The following is a 22,198-nucleotide window of genomic DNA, read 5'->3' on the forward strand; positions in this document are numbered from 1 at the left end:
TTGTGGGTGTAACTAATCTACCATAACTGATATATATCAAATTTTCTTTTTAAAAATTCACTAACTTTGTTTTCGTGAATAAACTGATTGCCATACTATTATCGGGTTTTATACTTACACAGAGTTTTCAGATAAGTATAGATGATATCATGCAATTAGATGAACTCATTGAGCATGCTCAGTTTCACAAACAAGAGTATGGTGATAATTTCTTTGTGTTCCTTTCTAAACATTATGGCGAATTAAAGGTCGAGCATACCGAGCACAACCATAAAGAGCAAAATGACCACGAACAATTACCGTTTCAATGCCAAGGACATTATGTCTCGCTTTTGGCTATTGTTCAATCGCCTTTTCAACCTTCATCAGATACTTTTGAAATAACTTCAACTAATGAAGCTAACTTTCATTATTTAAACCTATACGCTTCCATAAGCGACACTCAACTTTTACAGCCACCTCGGCAAGCATAATTCATTTTAAAATTTTTCACTGTTTATGAACCATAAACAGGCAATTTTTCAATTTTAGTATTATGAATTATGTTAGAAAAGATTATCAAGTTAAGCTTAAAAAATAAGCTTATCATTTTCATATTTACCACATTTATTATTGGTTTCGGAATTTTCTCTTTAACCCAAATTCCTATTGGTGCTGTACCAGATATTACCAATAACCAAGTTCAAGTAATTACTACGTCACGCAATCTATCCACCCAAGATATTGAACAATTTATTACCTATCCCGTAGAGCTAGAAATGGCTAATTTACCAGGTGTAGAAGAGATTAGGTCAGTTTCAAAATTTGGTCTTTCAGTAGTGACTATTGTGTTTGAGGATGACATGGGTACGTATCTGCCTAGACAACTCATTTCCGAAAAAATAAAATCTGCTTCAGAGAAAATACCTGATGGTTTTGGCTCACCAGAAATGGGACCAATTACTACAGGTTTGGGTGAAATCTATCAATACATTTTGGATGTAAAGCCTGAATATAAAGATCAATATTCTATTACCGATTTACGTACCATTCAAGATTGGATTGTAAGACGCCAATTATCTGGTATTCCTGGTGTTGTTGAAGTAAATACTTGGGGTGGTTTTTTAAAGCAATACGAAGTTGCCATTAACCCAAACAAGCTAAATGCGATGAACATTTCGGTTTCCGAAATTTATCAAGCTTTAGAAAAGAACAACAGTGTTGCTGGTGGTGGTTATATTGAAAAGACTAACGAAGCGTATTTTATTCGTGGAGAAGGTTTGGTTAAAAACCTTGAAGACATAGAACAAATCGTAGTCAAAAATGAAGGTACACCAATTTACATTAGAGATGTTGCTAAAGTTGGTTTTGGTAGTGCTACACGCTTTGGTGCCATAACTGGTAATGGCGAAGGCGAAAAAGTCCTTGGGCAAATTATGATGCTAAAAGACGGAAACTCTAAAGCCATTATCGACGCAGTGAAAGAACGTGTAAAAAGCATTCAAAAAAGCTTACCTGAAGGTGTTTACATCAACGGATTTTTAGAACGTAGCGAACTGATAGGGAAAACCACTTTTACCGTATCTGAAAACCTAATTTTAGGATCATTAATCGTCATTTTTGTTGTGGTTTTATTACTTGGTAATTTACGTTCTGGTTTAGTGGTCGCTTCTGTCATTCCTTTGAGTTTATTATTTGCTATTTCAATGATGAATATTTTTGGCGTAGATGCCAATTTAATGAGTCTTGGCGCAATAGATTTTGGGATTATTATTGATGGTGCTGTCATCATTGTAGAGTTTATTGCTTTTAGAATTATTACCGAAAGTGAAAAACTAAAATCACTAAAAAAAGAGGCAAAACAATCCGAAATTGATCAAATCACACTAAAAAGTGCCTCAAAAATGATGAATTCTGCCATTTTTGGACAATTAATCATCTTAATTGTATTTATTCCTATTTTATCATTAAGTGGTGTAGAAGGTAAAATGTTTAAGCCAATGGCGTTGACATTCAGTTTTGCGTTAGTTGGTGCAATGTTACTTTGTCTAACATACGTTCCCGTAGTATCATCTTTATTTTTGAAACCTAAATCACCAAGTAAAAAAAATATTTCTGTTAGGTTAATGAAAGTGCTTAACTCTTGGTACAAACCATCTATACACTGGGCTTTAAACCATAAAAAAATAGTGATTGGTTTAGCAGGAATTTTACTAGCTTTTAGCGTCTTTTTATTTAGCAGAATGGGTGGTGAATTTGTGCCAACTTTAGATGAAGGCGACTTCGTAATTCAACCTGTTTTAAAAACAGGAACATCGCTTGGAAAAACCATCGAAATTACCACCAAAATCGAAAAAACACTGTTAGAAAATTTTCCTGAAGTAGATCAGGTAGTGAGTCGCATTGGCGCTGCAGAAGTGCCAACAGACCCAATGTCTATGGAAGAAAGCGATGTGATTATAAAACTAAAACCAAAAAAAGAATGGGTAAGCGCAAAAAGTAAAGACGAACTAGCCGATAAATTTAAAGAAGCACTAAGCATAATACCTGGTATGGAAGTCGAATTTACGCAACCTATTGAAATGCGTTTCAACGAGCTAATTACTGGTGTTAGAGCCGATGTAGCTATTAAAATTTTTGGTGAAGATTTATCTGTTTTAGCAAATAAAGCTGATGAAGTTAAAGAACTCATTAAAGACGTTGAAGGTGCTTCAGATATCATCATTGAAAAGGTAGAAGGTTTGCCACAAATGAGTGTGTCTTTCAACCGAAGTAAAATTGCACGTTACGGACTTAATATTTCAGATGTTAATCAGTTGATTTCCATGGGATTTGCAGGTGAAGCTATTGGACAAGTATTTGAAGGCGAAAAGCGCTTTGATCTGGTTATGCGCTTAGACCAAAACAATAGAAAAAATCTAGCCAGTCTTCAAAATTTATATGTTGATACACCAAGTGGAATAAAAATCCCACTTAGCGAATTAGCAGAGATTACTTACACTACTGGTCCTGCAAAAATTTCAAGAGATGATACAAAACGTCGTATTGTGGTTGGGATCAATGTTCGTAATAGAGATTTACAATCCGTTGTAGACGATGTAAAAAGCATAATTGACAATCAACTCAAAATACCTGTTGGCTACAACATAACGTATGGCGGACAGTTTGAAAACTTACAAAGCGCCAAAGCGCGACTCTCTGTAGCTGTACCAATTGCTTTAGTTTTAATTTTTGTCTTACTCTATTTTGCGTTTGGCTCTGCTAAAGAAGCCTTATTAGTTTATACAGCAATTCCGCTAGCTGCAGTTGGTGGTGTACTATTATTATGGTTACGAGATTTGCCATTTAGCATCTCTGCTGGTGTTGGTTTTATTGCGCTTTTTGGTATTGCAGTACTTAATGGTATTGTCCTTATTGAGCATTTTAAAGAACTAAAAGCACAAGGCATCACCAACATAGAAGAGCGCATTAAACGTGGTGCTACAGACCGTTTAAGACCAGTACTGCTTACCGCGTCTGCTGCTGCTTTAGGCTTTTTGCCTATGGCCATTTCTACAAGTGCTGGTGCCGAAGTACAACGTCCGTTAGCAACTGTAGTCATTGGCGGATTAATCACTGCAACCGTACTTACCCTACTTGTTTTACCAGTGTTATACGCCTGGTTTGAAACTAAAAAAGACATAAAAATGAATAAAACAGCAATCATTAGCATAATTGGTTTCTTTTTTATGCTGAATGCTAATGCTCAGCACTCATTAACTATTGAAGAAACTTTGGCGTTAGCCATAGAGAACAATGCCAGCTTAAAAGCGTCGAATCTTAAGGTAGACGAAAGTAATGCTTTGATAGGAAGTGCTTTTAGTTTTGATAAAACGTCTATTTACTACAGTTATGACGAAAATAATCTAGCTATAAATAATGAGCCTATTAGGGTTTTTGGAATTTCGCAAGATTTCAAGTTTCCAACAGTGTATTTTGCAGATAAGAAGACCAATAAAGCAAAAGCGAGTTTAGAAGAAACACATTACAATCTTCGTTTTAAGCAATTACAACAAGCTATTTATGCTAACTATTATCAGTTAAGTTACGCTAAAAACAAAGCGAAAACCTACAGATATTTAGATAGTTTATATCAAGATTTTGCTAGTAAATCAAAACGTCGTTTTGAACTTGGTGAAACGAATTATTTAGAAATGATTACCGCTAAATCCAAACAAAAACAGTTGGAAACCTTGTACAAACAAGCTTTAAAAGAAGTTTCGTTTTCTAAAGAACAACTCAAAAGTGTTGTGCAAGTAGATAGTTTAGATATCCTTGATCAACCGCTTGAACAGTTACAAATTGAAACTATTTCAACACAAAACAATATTGGTTTACAATACTTTGAACAAGCAAAAAACTATCAAAACGCTATCTATCAACAGGAAAAGCAAAACCTGTTGCCAGATATTAGTATTGAGTATTTTCAAGGTACAAACGACCAATTAAATACCAATTTAAAAGGATATCAAATAGGTTTAAAAATACCATTTTTGTTCTCTGGCAATACTTCAAAAATAAAAGCTTCAAAAATTGCTAAAGACATTATTAAAGAGCAGCAACAAGATTACAAAACCAAGTTAAATACTAAGTACAATGCACTTTTAGCGACGTTAGCGCAATACGAAGAAGCTGTAAATTATTATGACAATGAAGGTGAAGATCTAAAAAATCAAATTATAAAAACAGCAAATCGCACTTTTAAAGAAGGTGAAATTGACTTTTTTCAATACATACAAAGTCTTGAAACCGCTAGCGAAATTGAATTATCGTACCTAGAAAATTTAAACGCTTACAATCAAACCGTAATACAAATTAACCACCTTACCTTAAACATTTTTTAAGATGAAATATATATTTATACTTCTTTTTTCGCTTTTACTTTTAGCCTGTGGAAATAAAGAAAATAACACAGGAACCGTTGATAACACTACAACCAAAAGCAATATTATAACCGTAACTAAAACTCAATTTGAAAGTGAAAACATGGTTTTAGATACTTTAAAAACATTTGATTTTTCAACAGGAATTGCTGTTACCGGAATGATAGACGTACCACCAAAAAACAAATCGAGCATCAGTACTTTTGTTGGTGGATATATTTCTAACACACCGCTTTTAATTGGCGACCAAGTTAAAAAAGGACAACTTTTAGTGAGCTTAAAAAATCCTGAATATGTCGAAATTCAGCAAAACTATTTAGAAGTCGCTGAACAACTTAATTACCTAAAAGCTGAATTTGACAGGCAAAAAACATTATTTGATGAGGAAATTACTTCAGAAAAAAACTATCTAAAAGCGCAAAGCACTTACAAAAGTAGCCTTGCCACTTATAACGGACTAAAGAAAAAACTACAAATGATGAATATAAGTCCTACAGCTGTAGAGCAAGGACGTATAACCTCAACTATAAATTTATATGCACCGATTAACGGAAACGTAACGAAGGTAAACGTTAGTAATGGTGCTTATGTTGCACCAAACGATGTGATATTAGAAATTGTGGATATTGACCATATTCATTTAGAATTATCTGCTTTTGAAAAAGACATTATGCGCATCAAAAAAGGTCAAAAAATACGGTTTAAAATTCCTGAAGCTTCAGAAAAAACCTTTGAGGCAGATGTACATTTAGTCGGTACAACCATTGATGAAACTACTAGACGCGTTAAGGTTCACGGACACGTAAATAAAGATCTAGCTAATTTCATTGTAGGTATGTTTGTAGAAGCTAACATTATTACGAACAGTAAAAAAGGGATTGGTTTGCCAAACGACGCGATTATAGAAGAAGGCAAAAGCAAATACGTACTAGTTTTAGACCAAGCAACTACTGACAATTACCAATTTAAAAAACTAAAAGTCAGCATAGGACAACAAGACGAGAACGTAACAGAAATTTTAAATCCTGAAACTTTACAAAACAAGCAAATGTTAGTTAATGGGATTGGGATGTTGCTAGAAACACCAACTGAAGAGTGAGTCTCTTTAGCCAAGACCTACGTCTAAAGTCATCATAATAATAAAGCCACCAATAAAGCCAAGTGTGGCTAAATCAGTATACTTATCGCGTTGGGTTTCGGGTATGACTTCCTCAACGACAACAAAAATCATAGCACCTGCAGCAAAAGCTAAAGCATATGGTAAAATAGGTTGAAAGAATGTAACCGCAACTGCACCACAAACTGCAGCGATAGGTTCTACAATGGCTGAAAGTTGCCCATACCAAAAACTTTTAAATTTGCTAACTCCGTGACGGCGTAATGGCATAGATACCGCTAATCCTTCAGGGAAATTTTGAATACCAATACCCAATGCTAAAGCTACAGCACCACCAATAGTGGCTTCTGGTATACCTGCAGCAACACCACCAAACAGTACACCTACTGCCAAACCTTCAGGAATATTATGCAAGGCTATTGCCAAAACCAAAAGTGTTGTTCGTCTCCAAGGTGTCTTTACACCTTCTTTTTCTTCTTCTTTAAAATTAATGTGTAAATGAGGTAGTAACTTATCTAATCCAAAAATAAAGAGTGCTCCTAACGAAAAACCTACAACAGCGGGAATAACCTTTACAAAGCCTTCGCCTTCGCTCATTTCTATTCCTGGAGCTAATAAACTCCAAAAACTTGCAGCTACCATAACACCACCTGTAAATCCTAACATTGCATCCAAGAGTGCTCTATTCATTCCTCTAAAAAAGAATACCAATGATGCTCCTGCAGCAGTAACAATCCATGTAAAAAGTGAAGCGTATAATGCACCTAATACTGGATCTATAGTTTCAAAATATTGTATAATACTTTCCATTTATTATTTGGTCAATTAATTGGTTTAATTAGTAGTTACTATTATGGGCTTAATGCTCATTATGAGCTTTTACATAAATATTGTTTGTAATGGACTTAGACATTACCATTTCTTTCTTGTTAATTTTTAAAGTCATAGACTGATCGAATTCTTCTTTATCCTTAACTTCTATCTCTGTACCAATACCTATTTTATGCTTATCAAGATACTTTAAAAATTCACTCGAAGAGTCTAGCACACCAACACAAGTATAGGTTTTGTCAATTTGCGCCATAGACAAAACAATCTTTGCGGTACGCTGTATTTGTCCATTTTTATCTGGAATAGGATCTCCGTGAGGATCGTGGCTAGGGAATTTTAAAAAAGCATCTAACTCATTAATCAGTTTTTGTGACTTAATGTGCTCTAATTGCTCTGCCACATCATGGACTTCATCCCAAGAAAAATTCAATTTATCTACCAAAAAAACTTCCCAAAGTCTATGCTTACGAATAATATCTACTGCAGTTAATTTTCCTTCTTTAGTAAGATTAACTCCTTTATATTTTATATAAGTAATGAGATTCTTTTCAGCTAATTTCTTGAGCATATCTGTTACTGAAGAAGCTTTTGTCTCAATCTTTTCAGCAATAGCATTTGTGCTTACTGCGTTTCCTTCTCTACTTTCTAGATGATAAATTGTTTTGAGATAATTCTCTTCTGATAATGTAATCATAAGCTTTAAAACTTTATACAAATATACTTTAATTTTATTTAAGTAAATATTTTTTTAGTCTTGTCTAAATTTTATTTTACCTTTGCTTCAAATTTTGTTGTGATGTATCGAATACTATTTGTTTTTCTTATTGCTTTTCAACTCGTAAATGGTCAAACTACATTTACGATAAAAGGAAAAGTAACCTCTGGTAACGAACCTATTACCTATGCTAATGTGTATTTAGAAACTACATCTTATGGAACCAATACTGATGCTAACGGATATTATGAAATTATGAATATTCCATCAGACAATTATACAATTGTGGTTTCAATGGCTGGTTATATTACCCAACGTAAAACAATTAAAATTGAAGAAAACTTAACAATTAATTTTGATCTTGAAACAGAGTCATTAGATGAAGTTGTTATAACAGGTACCAGAACCTTTAAACGAAAAACAAACTCTGCAGTAATAGTTAATATTTTAAATAGCGAAAGTCTAAACACACTACAAGCTTGCAACCTTTCTGAAGGCTTAAAATTTCAGCCTGGATTGCGTGTAGAAACCGATTGCCAGACCTGTAATTACACCCAATTAAGAATTAATGGACTTGGTGGTGGATATTCACAGATTTTAATTAACGGAAGGCCTATTTTTAGCCCTTTAACAGGTCTTTATGGATTAGAGCAAATTCCTGTAAATATGATAGAGAGTATAGAAACCATAAGAGGTGGAGGCTCATCGCTTTACGGTTCTAGTGCTATTGGTGGTGTGGTTAATGTAATTACCAAAGTGCCTAAAACTAATAATTTTGATGTAAGCTATACCTACCAGAACATAAATGGAAAAACGGATGACCATATGGTGTCTGGCAATGCAACTGTTGTATCAGATTCTAAAAACGCTGGTGTATCATTGTTTATAAACAACCGTAATAGGGATTTTTACGACCATAATGATGATAATTTTTCGGAATTAACCAAATTAAAAAACACTGCTCTAGGTGCCAACTTTTTCTTCTTACCATCAGAAAATCAAAAACTAGAAGCCAGTTTTAGCAAACTCAACGAATATCGTTATGGAGGTGAAATGGTAGACCAACCTGCTTTTTTAGCCCAACAAGCAGAAGAAAGAACACACGATGTACTTATGGGAAGCCTAGACTACCAAATAAATTTCAACAATGACGATAGTTCTTTTATATCTTATTTTGGCGCTCAGCAAACAGATAGAGACCACTATACTGGTATTTTCCCAGATGATGAAACCGAAATAGACACTCATATTTCTAATCCACCTTACGGAACTTCTAAAACTGTGACTTTACAAGGAGGAATTCAATTAAACCATAGATTAAAAGACTTTTTAAATGGTACCAATGTACTTACCATTGGCACAGAATATTTAATAGATGATGTATTAGATGTTATTGAGTCTTACAATTACAGAATTGACCAAACTACAAAAAACTTAGGCACATTTTTTCAAAGTGATTGGGAAATAACATCAAAATTAAATTTGCTTTCTGGTTTTAGAGTAGACAGCAATAATTTGGTAGATAATTTAATTTTTAGTCCACGGTTTTCTTTGCTGTACAAGTCTGAGTCTAACTTACAACTAAGAGCAACTTGGAGCACAGGGTTTAGAGCTCCACAAGCTTTTGATACTGATTTGCATATTGCTTTTGCAGGAGGAGGTATCTCAAGAATCTCTTTAGACGCTGATTTAACACAAGAACGTTCTAATAGTTTCAGTGCCTCAATTAATTACGACAAATCAAGCGAAAAATTTATTGCTGGCTTTACACTCGAAGGATTTTACACCAAACTCGATGATGTCTTTTACCTCAACCCAATTGGTGAAGACGAGTTTGGGCAGCTTTTTGAAAAACAAAATGGTGATGCCGCTGTTGTGCAAGGTATCACTCTTGAAGCTAGAGCAAACTACAACAAAAAAGTGCAATTAGAAGCTGGTTTTACTATTCAAAAAAGTGAATTTAATACAGCTGTAGAAACTATTGAAGGTTTAAACCCAAGACGTGAATTCTTAAGAACACCTAATCATTATGGATTCGCAACCTTAAGTTTTATGCCTAATGATAGATTTAATAGCAACTTAAATTATGTCTATACTGGAGATATGCTAATTGCGCATTTTGCGGGTGCACCAGAACAGCTTATTAACGAATACAAAACCACGCCTTCTTTTCACGAATTTAGCTGGAGAAGTAGTTATAAATTTAATCTCAAAAATCTCAATACGGATTTAGAAATTTTTGGAGGTATAAAGAATATCCTTAACGCCTACCAAGATGATTTTGACACTGGCAAAAACAGAGACAGCAACTTCGTTTACGGACCTGGTATGCCTAGAACATTTTTTATTGGTTTAAGATTACTTTCTATTTAGAATATTCATTACAAAAGCAAAAGTCCTTCTAAAAATCAATCTTCAAACTGCATTTCAAAAATGATGTAATGTTCAAGGTTGAATTTATCTCCCCATTCTTCTGGCGGAATACCTTCTTTTGTTAACTCACAATAAAATAAATAGTCAGGATATTTAGGATCTTTATAAGGTAAGGTATAAACCAATAATGGAAATGATTTTCCTAATTGAAAATTCGTTTCAATTCCATTAGATAAATCTCTTGTAGAATAACTATTAGCCTCTGTCGTTTTATATTTTCTATTAGTACTAAAAAGTCCTTTAAATTTAACGAACAACTGCAAACTATCCTTACTTACTTTTTCAGTTATAATATTTAAGGAAAGTGTATCAGCCTCAATTTTTCTTGGAGAATTTTTTAGATTAATAATAGTATCTGTTTTTGTTAATTCCTTATTCCAGTATTCTTTTGAAACAAGTGTAAAGGTTTTTCCTTTTAGATTTTTGTTTGAAATATTTACTTTATAAAAATCAATATTCTTCATAAGCAAATAATCTTGAAATTCTTCAGACGCTACTCCATAATCGATCTTTACTTTAAGTGAATCTTGATTTTGAGAAAAGCAAACCGTAAAACTCAAAAAGCTTAATAAAAACAATGCTTTCATAATATATTTTTTTTAAAAGTTAGAGTTAAGTTTTATGAGCTCCTTTTTCAGTTCGCTTAAAGACACCTCCTTAAAATCTATATCCTGTTCTTCTGAAGTTGCTCTTATTCTTAACTCTTTAAGACCTAAAAATATTTTATCCCCTTTTTTCTTTATACCAAGCAGAATAACTTCTTCGTTAACAGGCACTACGCCAAAATCATAAAATCCGTTTGAGGCTCTACTTGGCAGAATTGAACTCATCGACTTAAAAATCAACTTTACATTGGCACCTTCAGCATTGCTAATGTTAATGTTATATTTAATTTTATTTTTTCTACTGTTTATAAAACGGTCGCAATTAATCCAGCCTAGCTGTGTTGTTGAAAGTGTATAACGCTCAAGGTCTGATTTACTAACTTCTGAAATGGGTTTTTCTTCAATCTCTTTCTGAACTTCTTTTTTGTTTCCAATGATTAATGCAGAGTCTTGTTGAAAAATCATTCCAGATGTTCTCGTGACTGGTATTGAGTTTTCACTACCTAATATTCTATATGCTATCGGAAAACGATATTTAACATTAACATACCTGCTATTTATTTTACCAGGAACTACCTTCGGAAACAATTCTAAAACTCTTATTGCTTCTGCAGCAAGCGCATCATATTTAGATCTGGCTTCTATTTTACCAATATTTCCTCTCCTATCAATTTCAAAGGAAACGTATATATTTTCTTTGGTTATTAGGTTTAGCTTCTCACCTATTTCGTGATTAAATTTTCTAGCCACAAACTTTGTTATCTCTTCATTAAAACATTGCTTTAATTGTTCATTATCTCCTGGCTCGCAATTAGGATGTCGAGGCACTACATCTAAAAACTCAAAGTTTGAAGAGCTATCAGTATTCTCATAGTATTCGCTAGACAAACTAACTTCTTGTGATATACTTTTGGATTGACTTGACAATATATCTATAGATTCTGGCAAATTCCAATTCATCACTCCATCAATTTTATCTCCATTAAAAAGCTGCATATCCTCTTTGCCCTTGTTATTAAACACAATCTCTAATTCTTTGCCTTGTTTTAATTTTAAATTAGAATTGTTCTTCTTGGCTTCTATATACAGCATGCCTCCTGTTTCGAGAATTTGGTCATATGATTTTGTACTTAAATCTGCCAATAGCATATCTGATAGTTTATAATACTCTGTAACTTCTAAGCTAACATTTCCTGTCACCTCTTTTTGAGTTTTAGAATTGATAAAGGCATTGGCAGGTATTAAAATTTCGGTGCCTTCTTTTAAGGTGACTTTATAATCTTCACTAGCGTTAAAAGTTACTATTTGTGCTTCCTTTTTAGTTGGATTAAAAAAAGATTCTACGTTTTTAGAAACTGCCTTGGTAGCTTCATTATTCTTATTTTCTTTCAGGACTATTTGCTGTGCTTTTTCAAACTCAATAAGAAGATTTGGATTAACAAAAATGGTATCGTTTTCCTTTTTAAAATCAATATTTTTTGGAAAGGCTGACTTGAATTCTTCAATCGTATAACTACCAATTACTTCCTTTATAATGGTATCTTTTACAATTTCAACACCACCAAAAGCTTTGGTTCTTTCTTCAAGAAAAATCTGCTTTTTATGATATTTAACTGTAATGCATTTTGAGATAGAGTCTGCTATAGTTTCATTTAAAACTGAATCCTTAACAACCTCAAAAGAGGTGTTGTTATTACTTTGTTGTTCTCCGCTTTGAGCACTAAAACACAAACTGTATGCTATTATTGTAATTGTAATCAATAGTACAAATCCTCCGAAATACTTTAGCCATTTACTTATGAGATACTTATTCTTAGAGGTTTTTATTTCTTCAAGTAATTCTACACGCTCAATCCCTTTTAAAATTGTTTGGTGTTCAACAAAAAACTCATAGAATGTTGCGTCTGTTTTAAGCCTATTTTCAAAAGCTAATCTTTCGGTTTCAGAAAGGCTATTGTTTAAATATGCGTTGATTAGATCTATATCTTTTTCCATAGTATTTCCGAATTAAGATTGAACTGTTTTTGATTGAGTTCTGTAGATGTCTTTTGCCTTTTGCAAGCATTTGTACTTTTGGTTTTTTGCAACTTTTTCGCTTTTAAATCGCATTTGCTCTGCAATAACCTTAAAAGTCATTTTCTTTACATAAAACCATTGTAGTAACTGTTGACATCGTTCTCCTAATTCGCGAAACGCCTTTTCTGCCGACTTGTATTTTTGCTCTTCTAAAACAGCATCAAATACTAAAACTTCTTCACTTTGTAAATTATGTAGTTCTTGTTTGGTAAATTTTCTTTGAGTGTCTTTCCAAACAAATCGAGATACCGAGTAGAGATAGGTGTAAAATGAAGATGTGAGTTTAAAATCTGATTTTTCCAGATTTCTATTTAGAATAATTAACGCTTCCTGAAAAACATCATTAGCGTCTGCTTTTGTTCCATTGTTGGACAGGATGAGTTTTTCGATACGTGGATAGAGTTTGTACAACTCCTTAAACGCTTTTTCGCGTTTACCATTTTTAAACAATGCCATTATTTTGTCGTCGCTCATAAGAGTGGTTTATTTATTAATGGCGTTTTGTTTAAAAGGTCACCTAAATATTTTTATTTTTTTACCGCCTACTGAACACTTTACACTGTTTACTAGTTTATTTAAACCCTCTCTCCTTCTGAACATGTTCGTAGGCTTCTTGTACTTGTCTAAACTTTTCTTCGGCACCTTCTTGATGTTCTTTTCCTAAGTGACCTACACGATCTGGATGGTATTTTTTAGCCATTTTTCGATAAGCACTTTTAACAGCATCATCTGAAGCCGTTTTATCTACTTCTAAAATTTTATAAGCATTATTTGTCATGTCATAGAACATGGCTTTAATGCTTTCAAAATCTTTTCTGCTAATGCCTAGATAACCAGACATGGTATAGATTTGCTTTATCTCTACCTCAGCGACATGACCATCTGCCTTTGCGATACCAAATAAAAAATGAAGTAATTGTAAACGCGAAGCATGATCCATCATTTGTTTAATCTGCAAGCATACCTGACGCATAGATATATTTTGCTTAGAAATACGTTTAAATAATTCAAAAGCATGATTGGCTCTCTCCTTACCATACATATTTCTGAATTGCTGACGCACAAAGTCTAGTTCTCTTTGGTCTTGCTTACCATCTGCTTTTATAATTATTGATGCTAAAATCAACAAACTAACCTCAAAATCTCCAGACTGTGTTTGAGGTTTTTGATCTCTGCGTGTTTGTTTTGGTCGCTGACGATATGGATCACGATTTCGGCTTCTACCTGTTTGTCGGTTTCCTATTAAAGGGGTTCCGTTGTCAGATAAATTATCTACAAAACTTCCTAAAGCTAGTCCAATAATAGCACCTATTGGTCCTCCAAAAGACCAACCTATTGCTCCTCCTATCCACTTTGCAAAACTCATATATTAACTATAGATTTTATGAATGCATAAATATACTATTAGTTAGTGTATTACTTCTATTAATTGTTACACATTTGGTATCTTTGCACTTTAAAATTGATAATTAAAAAGAATAAGATATGTATCCAGCAGAATTAGTAAAACCAATGCGTGAAGATTTAACAAACGTAGGTTTTGAAGAATTACATACAACAGAAGCCGTAGACCAAGCCATAGCAAAAGAAGGTACAACATTAGTGGTTGTTAATTCGGTTTGCGGATGTGCTGCTGCTAATGCAAGACCAGGTGCTCGTATGAGCCTAGAAAATGCAAAACGTCCTGATAATTTAGTGACTGTTTTTGCTGGTGTTGATAAAGAAGCAACTAACAAAGCTAGAGAGTACATGATACCTTTTCCTCCAAGCTCACCAAGTATGGCATTATTTAAAGATGGTGAATTGGTACACATGCTAGAGCGTCACCATATTGAAGGAAGACCTGCGGAATTAATAGCAGAGAACCTTATGGACGCATACAATGAGCATTGCTAAGATGTAGTCGACGCAAAAAAAATTAGTTAAAAACCACGAAAGTATTCGTGGTTTTTTTGTGCTTAATAGTCATTGGTATACTTTTGTGGTATGCAAAAAATTTTGGCTTACCCTATTACTATTTTATACTTTATTTGCTTTGGATTAACCTTAGTGATATTTCATCCTATACAATGGTTTTGCAAAAATGTCTTCGGATACCAAGCTCATAAAATTAGTGTAGATTGGCTTCAGTTTTTTATAATGCGCAGCCTAAATGTATTAGGCACAACCTTTTCTTTCACCAATCCGTATACCATAGAAAAAGATGTGCCGCTGATCATTGTAGCCAATCATCAAAGCATGTATGATATACCACCATTAATTTGGTATATGCGTAGACATCATGTAAAATTTATAAGCAAAAAAGAACTAGGAAAAGGCATCCCTAGTGTGTCCTATAATTTACGTCATGGTGGTTCTGTACTTATAGATAGAAAAGATGCAATTGGTTCTATAAAAGCCATTGAAGATTTTGCAAAAAGAATAGAGGATAATAAGTGGGCTGCGGTTATTTTTCCAGAAGGTACAAGAAGTAGAGACGGAAAACCAAAACCTTTTAAAACCAAAGGTTTACTTACCATGATAAAGCATGCACCAAATGCCCTAATTGTTCCTATTACCATTAACAACTCTTGGAAAACGCTTAGATATGGTAAGTTTCCTATGGGTTTAGGTACTCGTATTTCTTTTTTGGTACATCAACCAATACAAGCTAATCATTACGAAGACAAGCTTGAACTAATTAATATTGTTGAAGCTCAAATTAAAAGTAATATTGAGTCATAGAAGCCCTTTGTAGCCATTTGGCAGTCAAAGGAGATACATAGCTGCTGATCTTTAAAATCTAAATAGATGGAAAAACAAAGCTTAATAAAAGCTACAAAAGATTTTGTAAAAAAGGAACTTGAATATGCTGAAGGCGGACACGATTGGTTCCACACACTTCGTGTTTACAATAATGCCAAACTCATTTCAAAAAAAGAAGATGTCGATCTTTTGATAGTTAAACTAGCTGCTTTACTCCATGATATTGCAGACCCAAAATTTTATGGTGGAGATGAAACCGTAGGTCCCAGAAAAGCTTCTGAATTTCTATTAAAACAAAATGTAGACAGTACTGTTATTGAGCATGTAACCCAAATCATAGAGAACATGTCTTTTAAAAACTCTTTTGATTTGGATGTCTCGTTTAACTCTAGAGAAATGGAAGTTGTACAAGATGCTGATCGATTAGACGCTATTGGTGCTATAGGCATTGCCAGATGTTTTAATTATGGAGGATTTAAAAACAGAACTTTATACAATCCTGATATTGCACCAAATCTTAATATGACTAAAGCCGAATATAAAGCCGCAGAAGCACCAACCATCAATCACTTCTACGAAAAATTATTGTTGCTCAAAGACCAAATGAACACTAAAACCGGAAAGCGAATTGCTTCAGACAGACATAAGTTTATGGAACACTATCTAAAACAGTTTTATGCTGAGTGGGAAGGTGACAAATAAAAAAAGTGATTTTAAATAATTTAAAATCACTTTTTTTATTATTGAATATTAAATGCTTACTCTCTGTAAGTATATGTTGCAGAAAAAACACCTGTTTCACTAACAGGGTTGCCGTCATAATCTTCATCATAACTTGTTCCTGTTACTGTGGCAGAGGTTGGATAGTCGTCAGAATTATATACATAATCTGCTTCTATTTCATAAACAACATTACCGTCTTCATCTCTGTAAGTAATGCTACTAACATTATTTAGTGGTAGCAAAGCTCTGGCTTGTATAATTTCAGGATTAGATACATTCATTGAAAAATTTAGATCTACCTGATCCATAGCATCGATAATTCCAGCTGCATCTAAAGTATAGAAATATGGGTTTGGATTAGAGTCATATGTTATCTGTGCAGTGTATTCCACCTGATCCTCTGTATCTGTTTGCCAGTCGTATTCATACTCATAAAATGTAATATTAACAGGATTACCATTAGAATCATACTGATTAACAATACCTGTCTCAAACGCATCATAAGGAGATTCGTACAATTCTTCAACATTAAGATTATCTCCTTGTCCAGTAATATTGCTCAACTCACCATTACTGTATACAAACAAACTTGTATCTACACCATCTGTTACACTAGACACTCTTCCGTTAGCATCATAATTAACTGTAACTGTCGTGTTTTCTGATGCATCTTGGGCAGAAACGACGCTTATAGTTTCAATATATCTTGCAACTGCATCTGGATTTGCGTCATCAAACTCATCTGATGCAGATTCGCTACAGCCAAAAAGAGCAATTAGAAATAAAAAAGCAATGGGTAATAAAAATTTGTTATTCATAATTAAAATTAATTGATTAATAGTTTCACAAATATATATTTTAAAACAGGAAAGTTATGATGAAAGCCTATTTTTATTGAAGCATCAATTTAACTTCACGTCTATACTTTGACGCACTTTTACCTGTAAATTCTTTAAACAATTTATTAAAATGAGAAAAGTTGTTGAAGCCACACTCAAAACTAATATCTGTAATACTCATTTGGCTTTCAGTTAGTAGTTTGGTTGCATGTACCACTCTATACTCATTTACTAGTTTAGTAAATGTCTTTCCTGTTACTTTTTTAAAATATCTGCAAAACGCTGGTACTGTCATACTTACCTTATCTGCTATTTCGTCCAGACTAATATGTTCTTTAAAATTTTCGTTTACATGTTTAAAAATTGTATCAATTTTTGCACTGTCTTGTGGTTCTGTTTCAAATCTGTAACCATCTGCATTCAATATAGTATAGTCCTCTGCTTTGGCTAGACTATGTAAAACCTCAAGTAGAATAAGAATTTTTTTAAAGCCTTCCTTTTCAGACAGCTTTTCAATTTTTTTACCTAGCTTTTGTTTAGTAGGAATACCAAAAAGAATTCCACTCTTGGCGCGCTCAAATAAATTATTGATTTTTTCCATTTCTGGAATATCAAAAAAATGTTCACCTAAAAACTCTGGCTTAAACTGAACAATGGTTTCTGTACCATTTACAGTAAGCCTATCTGTAAATCCATTATGAGGTAAATTAGATCCAATAAGTAAAAGCTGGCTATTATTAAAATACGATAAATGATTACCTATATGTCGCTTTCCTTTTCCTTTATTAACATAAACCAATTCAATCTCTGGATGAAAATGCCAAAATGGTTTCTTTTCACCTACATATGCTCCATGCTTGATAACTTTTATAGAGCTTCCAAATTCTGGACTAATTTTTTCTAGTATAGGTTTTCTTGTATTCACTGCTAATATTTTAGTACAAAGTTAGTGTATTAAAAAAATCAAATATATATAAAATTATCACCATTGTATACTATTTTAACCACACAAATAGAATCAGAGTTTTTTTGGGTTAATTTTATATATAAATATGCCAAAATTGTTGTTTTCAGCAACCTCTTTTCATTATACATTTGTAGTGTTAATTCAGTTTAACCTTAAAAAAGGAAAAAGATGAAAACATTAATTAAAAGTATTTTGGTAGTAGCAGTGATGTTGGGAACATACACAAGCTATGCAAGCGAGACATTAAAGGATTTACCAACATTTAAATTTGTAAATGAAGGGCATAATCTTTCTGTAACTAATGATTCGGGTGAAGTTATTTTTAGTGGTCGTATTAAGCATGATGGAAATCTAGTTAGACTCTTTGATTTTAGTCAACTAAGCAATGGAATATATACTGTAGAAATCAGTAAAGATTTTGAAATTGAAGTTGTTGATTTACAGGTAACTAACAAGAGTGTTAAAATCTTAAATGACACTCAGACAAAAATTTATAAACCTGTTATAAGATCTGAAGAGGGTTTACTTATCGTTTCAAAAATTGGTTTAGACACTAATGAAATGGTAGTTGAACTTTACTTTGAAGATGAATTAATTCATACTGAAAATGTAGAGGGAAAAGACGTCTTAAACAGAGTTTATAAATTAGATAACACCATCTCAGGCGACTATACAGCTGTTATTAAATCTAATGGCAGAGTATACACTAAGAATTTTAAGATATAAATTTTGATTGTTTATATATTAGTTATTTTTTTACTTCGGAAGTGGGCTTTATGCCCACTTTTGTTTTTTAAAATAGTTTCATTTGACCGTCTTTATATTGCTCGTGCAGACTGGTATTAAGATGAGGCATGGATCTACCCTTAAAATATTTTAACCTAGCCAAAGCCATAAGATCATTAATTTGTTTTGCTATTTGTCCTTCACCTCGCATTCTCACTCCATATCTGCTTTCATTAAGGGTTCCGCCATGACAATTTTCAATTTGATGCAAAACCTTATCTGCTCTATCTGGTAGTGTTTTTCTAATCCAATCTGTAAAAATCTCACCAATCGCTCCGTTTAACCGCACAATAGTATGCGCAATACTCAGTGCGCCAGCTTCTGATACTGCCTTAGCCATTGGTAAAATTTCGTGACTATTTATTGAAGGGATTATTGGTGCCAACATCACATTTACAGGGATTCCGTTATCGCTAAGTTCTTTTACTGTTTGTAATCGCCTTTTTATAGTTGCGGTACGTGGTTCTAAAATACGTCTCGTTTCCTCTGATAATGATGTTATCGATATATTTACGGCAATTAAATTATCTTTTGCCAGCGCTTTTAAAAGCTTTATATCTCTTAGTATAAGGGCATTTTTTGTAATTATTGCTACAGGATGCTTGTACTTTAAAAAGACTTCTAGGCATTGTTTTGTTAACTGAAACTTTTGTTCAGCAGGTTGGTAACAATCCGTATTCCCAGACATTACTATAGGATGTGCTTTCCAACTTTTCTTTTTTAAGAGACTCTCTAAGAGTTTTGGCGCATCCTTTTTAACTAGGATTCGTCGTTCAAAATCTAGACCTGCACTAAAACCCCAAAACTCATGGCTATTTCGCGCATAACAATAGATACAACCATGTTCACAACCTTGGTACATATTCATTGAATAAGCCATACCAACATCTGGACTTGTAACCTTGTTAACTATGGTCTTAGGAAAAACATTCAGATACTGGGTCTTGTTTTTATCTGCTATTTCACCTTCTTTTTGGCAAAACTCTAAGAAATCATTTCGCATTTCATGAGACAACTCAAAAAAACGATTGTGAACATTTTTTTGAGCTCCACGACCTTTAATGATTTCTTTATTAAACATATCTAAATTTTATTTGTAAAAATACAAATAAAACTAAATCAAAATTACAAACATATGTTTAATTTATTAACATCTAAAGTATTACACGCAAAAGAAGTGGTAACTATTTATTTACCAGGAAAATCAGCCTTACGTTTTTCTAAAAATGCTGTTGTACCTTCAGTAAAATCCTCAGTACCAAAACAATCGCCAAAGGCTTTAATTTCTACTTCATATCCATTAACTCCAGCTTTATAATTAGCATTAACTGCTTTAATGGCTTCAGATATTGCAACGGAAGAATTGCGCATTATTTTACTAGCTATACTTTCACAAAAATTTAATAAACCTTCTTGCTCAACAACATGGTTTACCAAACCATAGCTTAAAGCCTGATTAGCTTCTATCATCCCAGCTGTCATAATCATTTCCATAGCTCTCCCCTTACCTACCAATTGCGGTAAACGCTGCGTACCTCCATATCCAGGAATTACTCCCAATGATGTTTCTGGCAGTCCCATCTTGGCATTGGTGCTGGCTACTCTAAAATGGCAAGCCATTGCTAGTTCTAACCCACCACCTAAAGCAAAACCATTAACAGCTGCAATTACTGGAGTGCTTAAATTTTCAACAAAATCGAATAATAGTTTTTGGCCTTCTGCTGCTAATCTTCCACCCTCTGCAACATTGAAATCTGCAAACTCACTAATGTCTGCTCCTGCAACAAATGCTTTTTCACCACTACCAGTAATAATAATTACTTTTGTGTCTGCATCTTTATTAGCTGCATCAAAAGCCTCGTGCAGCTCTTTGATGGTCTCCTTATTTAAAGCATTTAGTTTTTTGGGCCTGTTGATTGTAATGGTGGTTATACCATTTTGGTAATCGGATAGTATGTTGTTAAAAGACATAATGTATTATTGATTTAATATGTGAATTGTTAAACAAATTCAGGGTAATAAATTTACTCCTTAGGAAAAGACACTGTAAATATTGTACCTTCTCCTTCTTGAGATGTAAAGGTAATACTTCCTTTAAAGGTTTCCACAATATTTTTCACCATTGCCAGTCCTAAGCCCATTCCACTGGACTTTGTAGTGAATTTTGGTTCAAAAATTTTAGACTTTGTCTCCTCTGCTATTCCGTTACCATTGTCCTCTACGGTAATTTTAACCTTCTTATTGTCGGAAAATACCTTCACCTTTATACTTGGATTTTTACTAGTGTCTGGAATGGCTTGAATAGAGTTCTTCACCAAATTAGTAACTACTCTAATTAGCTGTGTTCGGTCAAACTTGGCTATTATCTCTTCTGCTTCAGCTTCAAAAGAAATGTAATCTTCATTAAAAATATCTAATGCCAACTTAACAATATGTACTACATTAAGATTTTCTGATTGTTGAGCTGGCATCTTAGCAAAGTTAGAAAACGCTGAGGCTATAGAGCTCATAGTGTCAATCTGTTGAATTAGCGTACTACTATATTCATCTACTTTTTGATGAATATTTTCATCATTAGGATCAAACTTGCGCTGAAAGCTTTGTACGCTCAATCGCATAGGAGTTAAAGGATTTTTAATCTCGTGTGCTACTTGTTTTGCCATTTCTCTCCAAGCCTGTTCACGCTCGCTTGTGGCTAACTTCACAGCACTAGCTTCAAGCTCATCTATCATACTATTATAAGAATTAACAAGCGTTTCTATTTCTTCACTTGTTGAGTCTACTTGTATTTTTTTATTGCGTTTTTCAAGTCGCGTTTCATTCATTTTATCACTAATGGTCTTTAGTGATTTGGTAATATATTTTGAAATAAAATACGCAAACACAATTGCCGCTAGTATCATGGCTAAATAGGCGTAGCCTAAACGCATTAAGAACTCATTCAGCTCCTTATTTAAAAAGTCATCGTTTTCTAAATAAGGTAAATTGAGTATGGCTAGATTTTTGAATTTTTTATCGGTGATGTAAGAATATGATGATTGAAAAACCTCCCCGTTTTCCTCTTGTTTAATAACATAACGATGCTCTGCAGTATTGGATAGAGCATTTAAGATTTCTGCATCTAAGCACTGCTCCGTAGTGTCTCTTTGTATTGTACGTTTAGAACTTTTTAACAGCTCACCTTCTAAATCATATAAATTAATCTGAAGGTTGTGTATGGCGTCAATATCAAAAATTGCGTCTTTAAATATTAACGGAATATTCTCTGTTGTTACAGGATAAGTCGTTTCTTGTATAGTGAACTCGATACTTTTCCTGATTGCCTTTTCTTTTCGATCTAAGCGTTCCCTGTGATAATCTCTAGCTTCTTCGTTATATTGATATATTGTTACTGCAGCAATTAAAACAGATGCTAATAACACTAAGAGTATCATAGCAATGAATATCCGAGATCTTAAAG

General features: G+C 33.3%; 19 protein-coding genes. 8 read left to right on the top strand and 11 right to left on the bottom strand.

Annotation, left to right across the window (positions count from 1 at the left end; all coding sequences use genetic code 11):
* The first annotated feature begins 74 nt into the window (after window positions 1-74).
* From FC091_RS00965 to FC091_RS00975, 3 genes are all read left to right on the top strand, one after another.
* Window positions 75-473: a hypothetical protein gene (locus tag FC091_RS00965; RefSeq protein ID WP_138432410.1), complete on the top strand. Its 399-nt coding sequence runs from the start codon at window positions 75-77 to the stop codon at window positions 471-473.
* A gap of 69 nt (window positions 474-542) precedes the next feature.
* A complete protein-coding gene (locus FC091_RS00970; RefSeq protein ID WP_138432411.1) occupies window positions 543-4,862 on the top strand; it encodes a CusA/CzcA family heavy metal efflux RND transporter in 4,320 nt (1,439 codons plus the stop codon).
* 1 nt (window position 4,863) lies between these two features.
* The gene (locus tag FC091_RS00975) at window positions 4,864-6,000 is read left to right on the top strand and encodes an efflux RND transporter periplasmic adaptor subunit (protein ID WP_138432412.1); all 1,137 of its coding nucleotides are present in this window, start codon (window positions 4,864-4,866) and stop codon (window positions 5,998-6,000) included.
* Window positions 6,001-6,006: 6 nt separating this feature from the next.
* Here the strand turns inward: FC091_RS00975 and FC091_RS00980 are convergent, their stop codons facing one another.
* Window positions 6,007-6,828, bottom strand: a complete 822-nt coding sequence (locus FC091_RS00980; RefSeq protein WP_138432413.1) for a ZIP family metal transporter — start codon at window positions 6,826-6,828, stop codon at window positions 6,007-6,009.
* Window positions 6,829-6,877: 49 nt separating this feature from the next.
* Window positions 6,878-7,543 carry a metal-dependent transcriptional regulator gene (locus FC091_RS00985; RefSeq protein WP_138432414.1) on the bottom strand — a complete coding sequence of 222 codons (666 nt, stop codon included), beginning with the start codon at window positions 7,541-7,543 and terminating at the stop codon, window positions 6,878-6,880.
* Between the two features lie 102 nt (window positions 7,544-7,645).
* Between FC091_RS00985 and FC091_RS00990 the strand changes: the two genes are divergently transcribed.
* On the top strand, window positions 7,646-9,937 hold the full coding sequence (locus FC091_RS00990) for a TonB-dependent receptor (RefSeq protein ID WP_138432415.1): 2,292 nt from the start codon (window positions 7,646-7,648) through the stop codon (window positions 9,935-9,937).
* Between the two features lie 35 nt (window positions 9,938-9,972).
* Here FC091_RS00990 and FC091_RS00995 read toward each other — a convergent pair whose 3' ends face one another.
* The 4 genes from FC091_RS00995 to FC091_RS01010 all read right to left on the bottom strand — a co-directional run bounded on the left by FC091_RS00995 (window position 9,973) and on the right by FC091_RS01010 (window position 14,044).
* Window positions 9,973-10,584, bottom strand: a complete 612-nt coding sequence (locus tag FC091_RS00995) for a hypothetical protein (RefSeq protein ID WP_138432416.1) — start codon at window positions 10,582-10,584, stop codon at window positions 9,973-9,975.
* Window positions 10,585-10,596: 12 nt separating this feature from the next.
* Window positions 10,597-12,597 carry an energy transducer TonB gene (locus FC091_RS01000; RefSeq protein ID WP_138432417.1) on the bottom strand — a complete coding sequence of 667 codons (2,001 nt, stop codon included), beginning with the start codon at window positions 12,595-12,597 and terminating at the stop codon, window positions 10,597-10,599.
* A gap of 12 nt (window positions 12,598-12,609) precedes the next feature.
* Window positions 12,610-13,152 (bottom strand): RNA polymerase sigma factor, encoded by a 543-nt coding sequence (locus tag FC091_RS01005; protein WP_138432418.1) that lies wholly within the window; start codon window positions 13,150-13,152, stop codon window positions 12,610-12,612.
* Between the two features lie 97 nt (window positions 13,153-13,249).
* On the bottom strand, window positions 13,250-14,044 hold the full coding sequence (locus tag FC091_RS01010; RefSeq protein ID WP_138432419.1) for a TerB family tellurite resistance protein: 795 nt from the start codon (window positions 14,042-14,044) through the stop codon (window positions 13,250-13,252).
* Between the two features lie 119 nt (window positions 14,045-14,163).
* Here FC091_RS01010 and FC091_RS01015 point away from each other — a divergent pair, with 119 nt between their 5' ends.
* From FC091_RS01015 to FC091_RS01025, 3 genes are all read left to right on the top strand, one after another.
* On the top strand, window positions 14,164-14,574 hold the full coding sequence (locus FC091_RS01015) for a BrxA/BrxB family bacilliredoxin (RefSeq protein ID WP_138432420.1): 411 nt from the start codon (window positions 14,164-14,166) through the stop codon (window positions 14,572-14,574).
* 90 nt (window positions 14,575-14,664) lie between these two features.
* Window positions 14,665-15,402, top strand: coding sequence for a lysophospholipid acyltransferase family protein (locus FC091_RS01020; RefSeq protein WP_138432421.1), 738 nt, complete (start codon window positions 14,665-14,667; stop codon window positions 15,400-15,402).
* A gap of 66 nt (window positions 15,403-15,468) precedes the next feature.
* Window positions 15,469-16,125: an HD domain-containing protein gene (locus FC091_RS01025; protein WP_138432422.1), complete on the top strand. Its 657-nt coding sequence runs from the start codon at window positions 15,469-15,471 to the stop codon at window positions 16,123-16,125.
* 56 nt (window positions 16,126-16,181) lie between these two features.
* On the opposite strand, the gene FC091_RS01030 is transcribed toward FC091_RS01025, so the two are convergent.
* Both FC091_RS01030 and FC091_RS01035 read right to left on the bottom strand, forming a co-directional pair.
* Window positions 16,182-16,964, bottom strand: a complete 783-nt coding sequence (locus tag FC091_RS01030) for a hypothetical protein (RefSeq protein ID WP_212745825.1) — start codon at window positions 16,962-16,964, stop codon at window positions 16,182-16,184.
* A gap of 73 nt (window positions 16,965-17,037) precedes the next feature.
* Window positions 17,038-17,910 carry an AraC family transcriptional regulator gene (locus FC091_RS01035; protein WP_138432423.1) on the bottom strand — a complete coding sequence of 291 codons (873 nt, stop codon included), beginning with the start codon at window positions 17,908-17,910 and terminating at the stop codon, window positions 17,038-17,040.
* A gap of 210 nt (window positions 17,911-18,120) precedes the next feature.
* Between FC091_RS01035 and FC091_RS01040 the strand changes: the two genes are divergently transcribed.
* A complete protein-coding gene (locus FC091_RS01040) occupies window positions 18,121-18,678 on the top strand; it encodes a hypothetical protein (RefSeq protein ID WP_138432424.1) in 558 nt (185 codons plus the stop codon).
* Window positions 18,679-18,745: 67 nt separating this feature from the next.
* Here the strand turns inward: FC091_RS01040 and FC091_RS01045 are convergent, their stop codons facing one another.
* The 3 genes from FC091_RS01045 to FC091_RS01055 all read right to left on the bottom strand — a co-directional run bounded on the left by FC091_RS01045 (window position 18,746) and on the right by FC091_RS01055 (window position 22,172).
* Window positions 18,746-19,819 carry a PA0069 family radical SAM protein gene (locus tag FC091_RS01045; protein WP_138432425.1) on the bottom strand — a complete coding sequence of 358 codons (1,074 nt, stop codon included), beginning with the start codon at window positions 19,817-19,819 and terminating at the stop codon, window positions 18,746-18,748.
* Window positions 19,820-19,926: 107 nt separating this feature from the next.
* A complete protein-coding gene (locus tag FC091_RS01050) occupies window positions 19,927-20,709 on the bottom strand; it encodes an enoyl-CoA hydratase/isomerase family protein (RefSeq protein WP_138432426.1) in 783 nt (260 codons plus the stop codon).
* A gap of 53 nt (window positions 20,710-20,762) precedes the next feature.
* Window positions 20,763-22,172, bottom strand: a complete 1,410-nt coding sequence (locus FC091_RS01055) for a sensor histidine kinase (protein ID WP_138432427.1) — start codon at window positions 22,170-22,172, stop codon at window positions 20,763-20,765.
* Window positions 22,173-22,198 lie beyond the last annotated feature (26 nt).

The organism is Winogradskyella algicola (assembly GCF_005869935.1).
In the GTDB taxonomy this organism is placed as follows: domain Bacteria; phylum Bacteroidota; class Bacteroidia; order Flavobacteriales; family Flavobacteriaceae; genus Winogradskyella; species Winogradskyella algicola.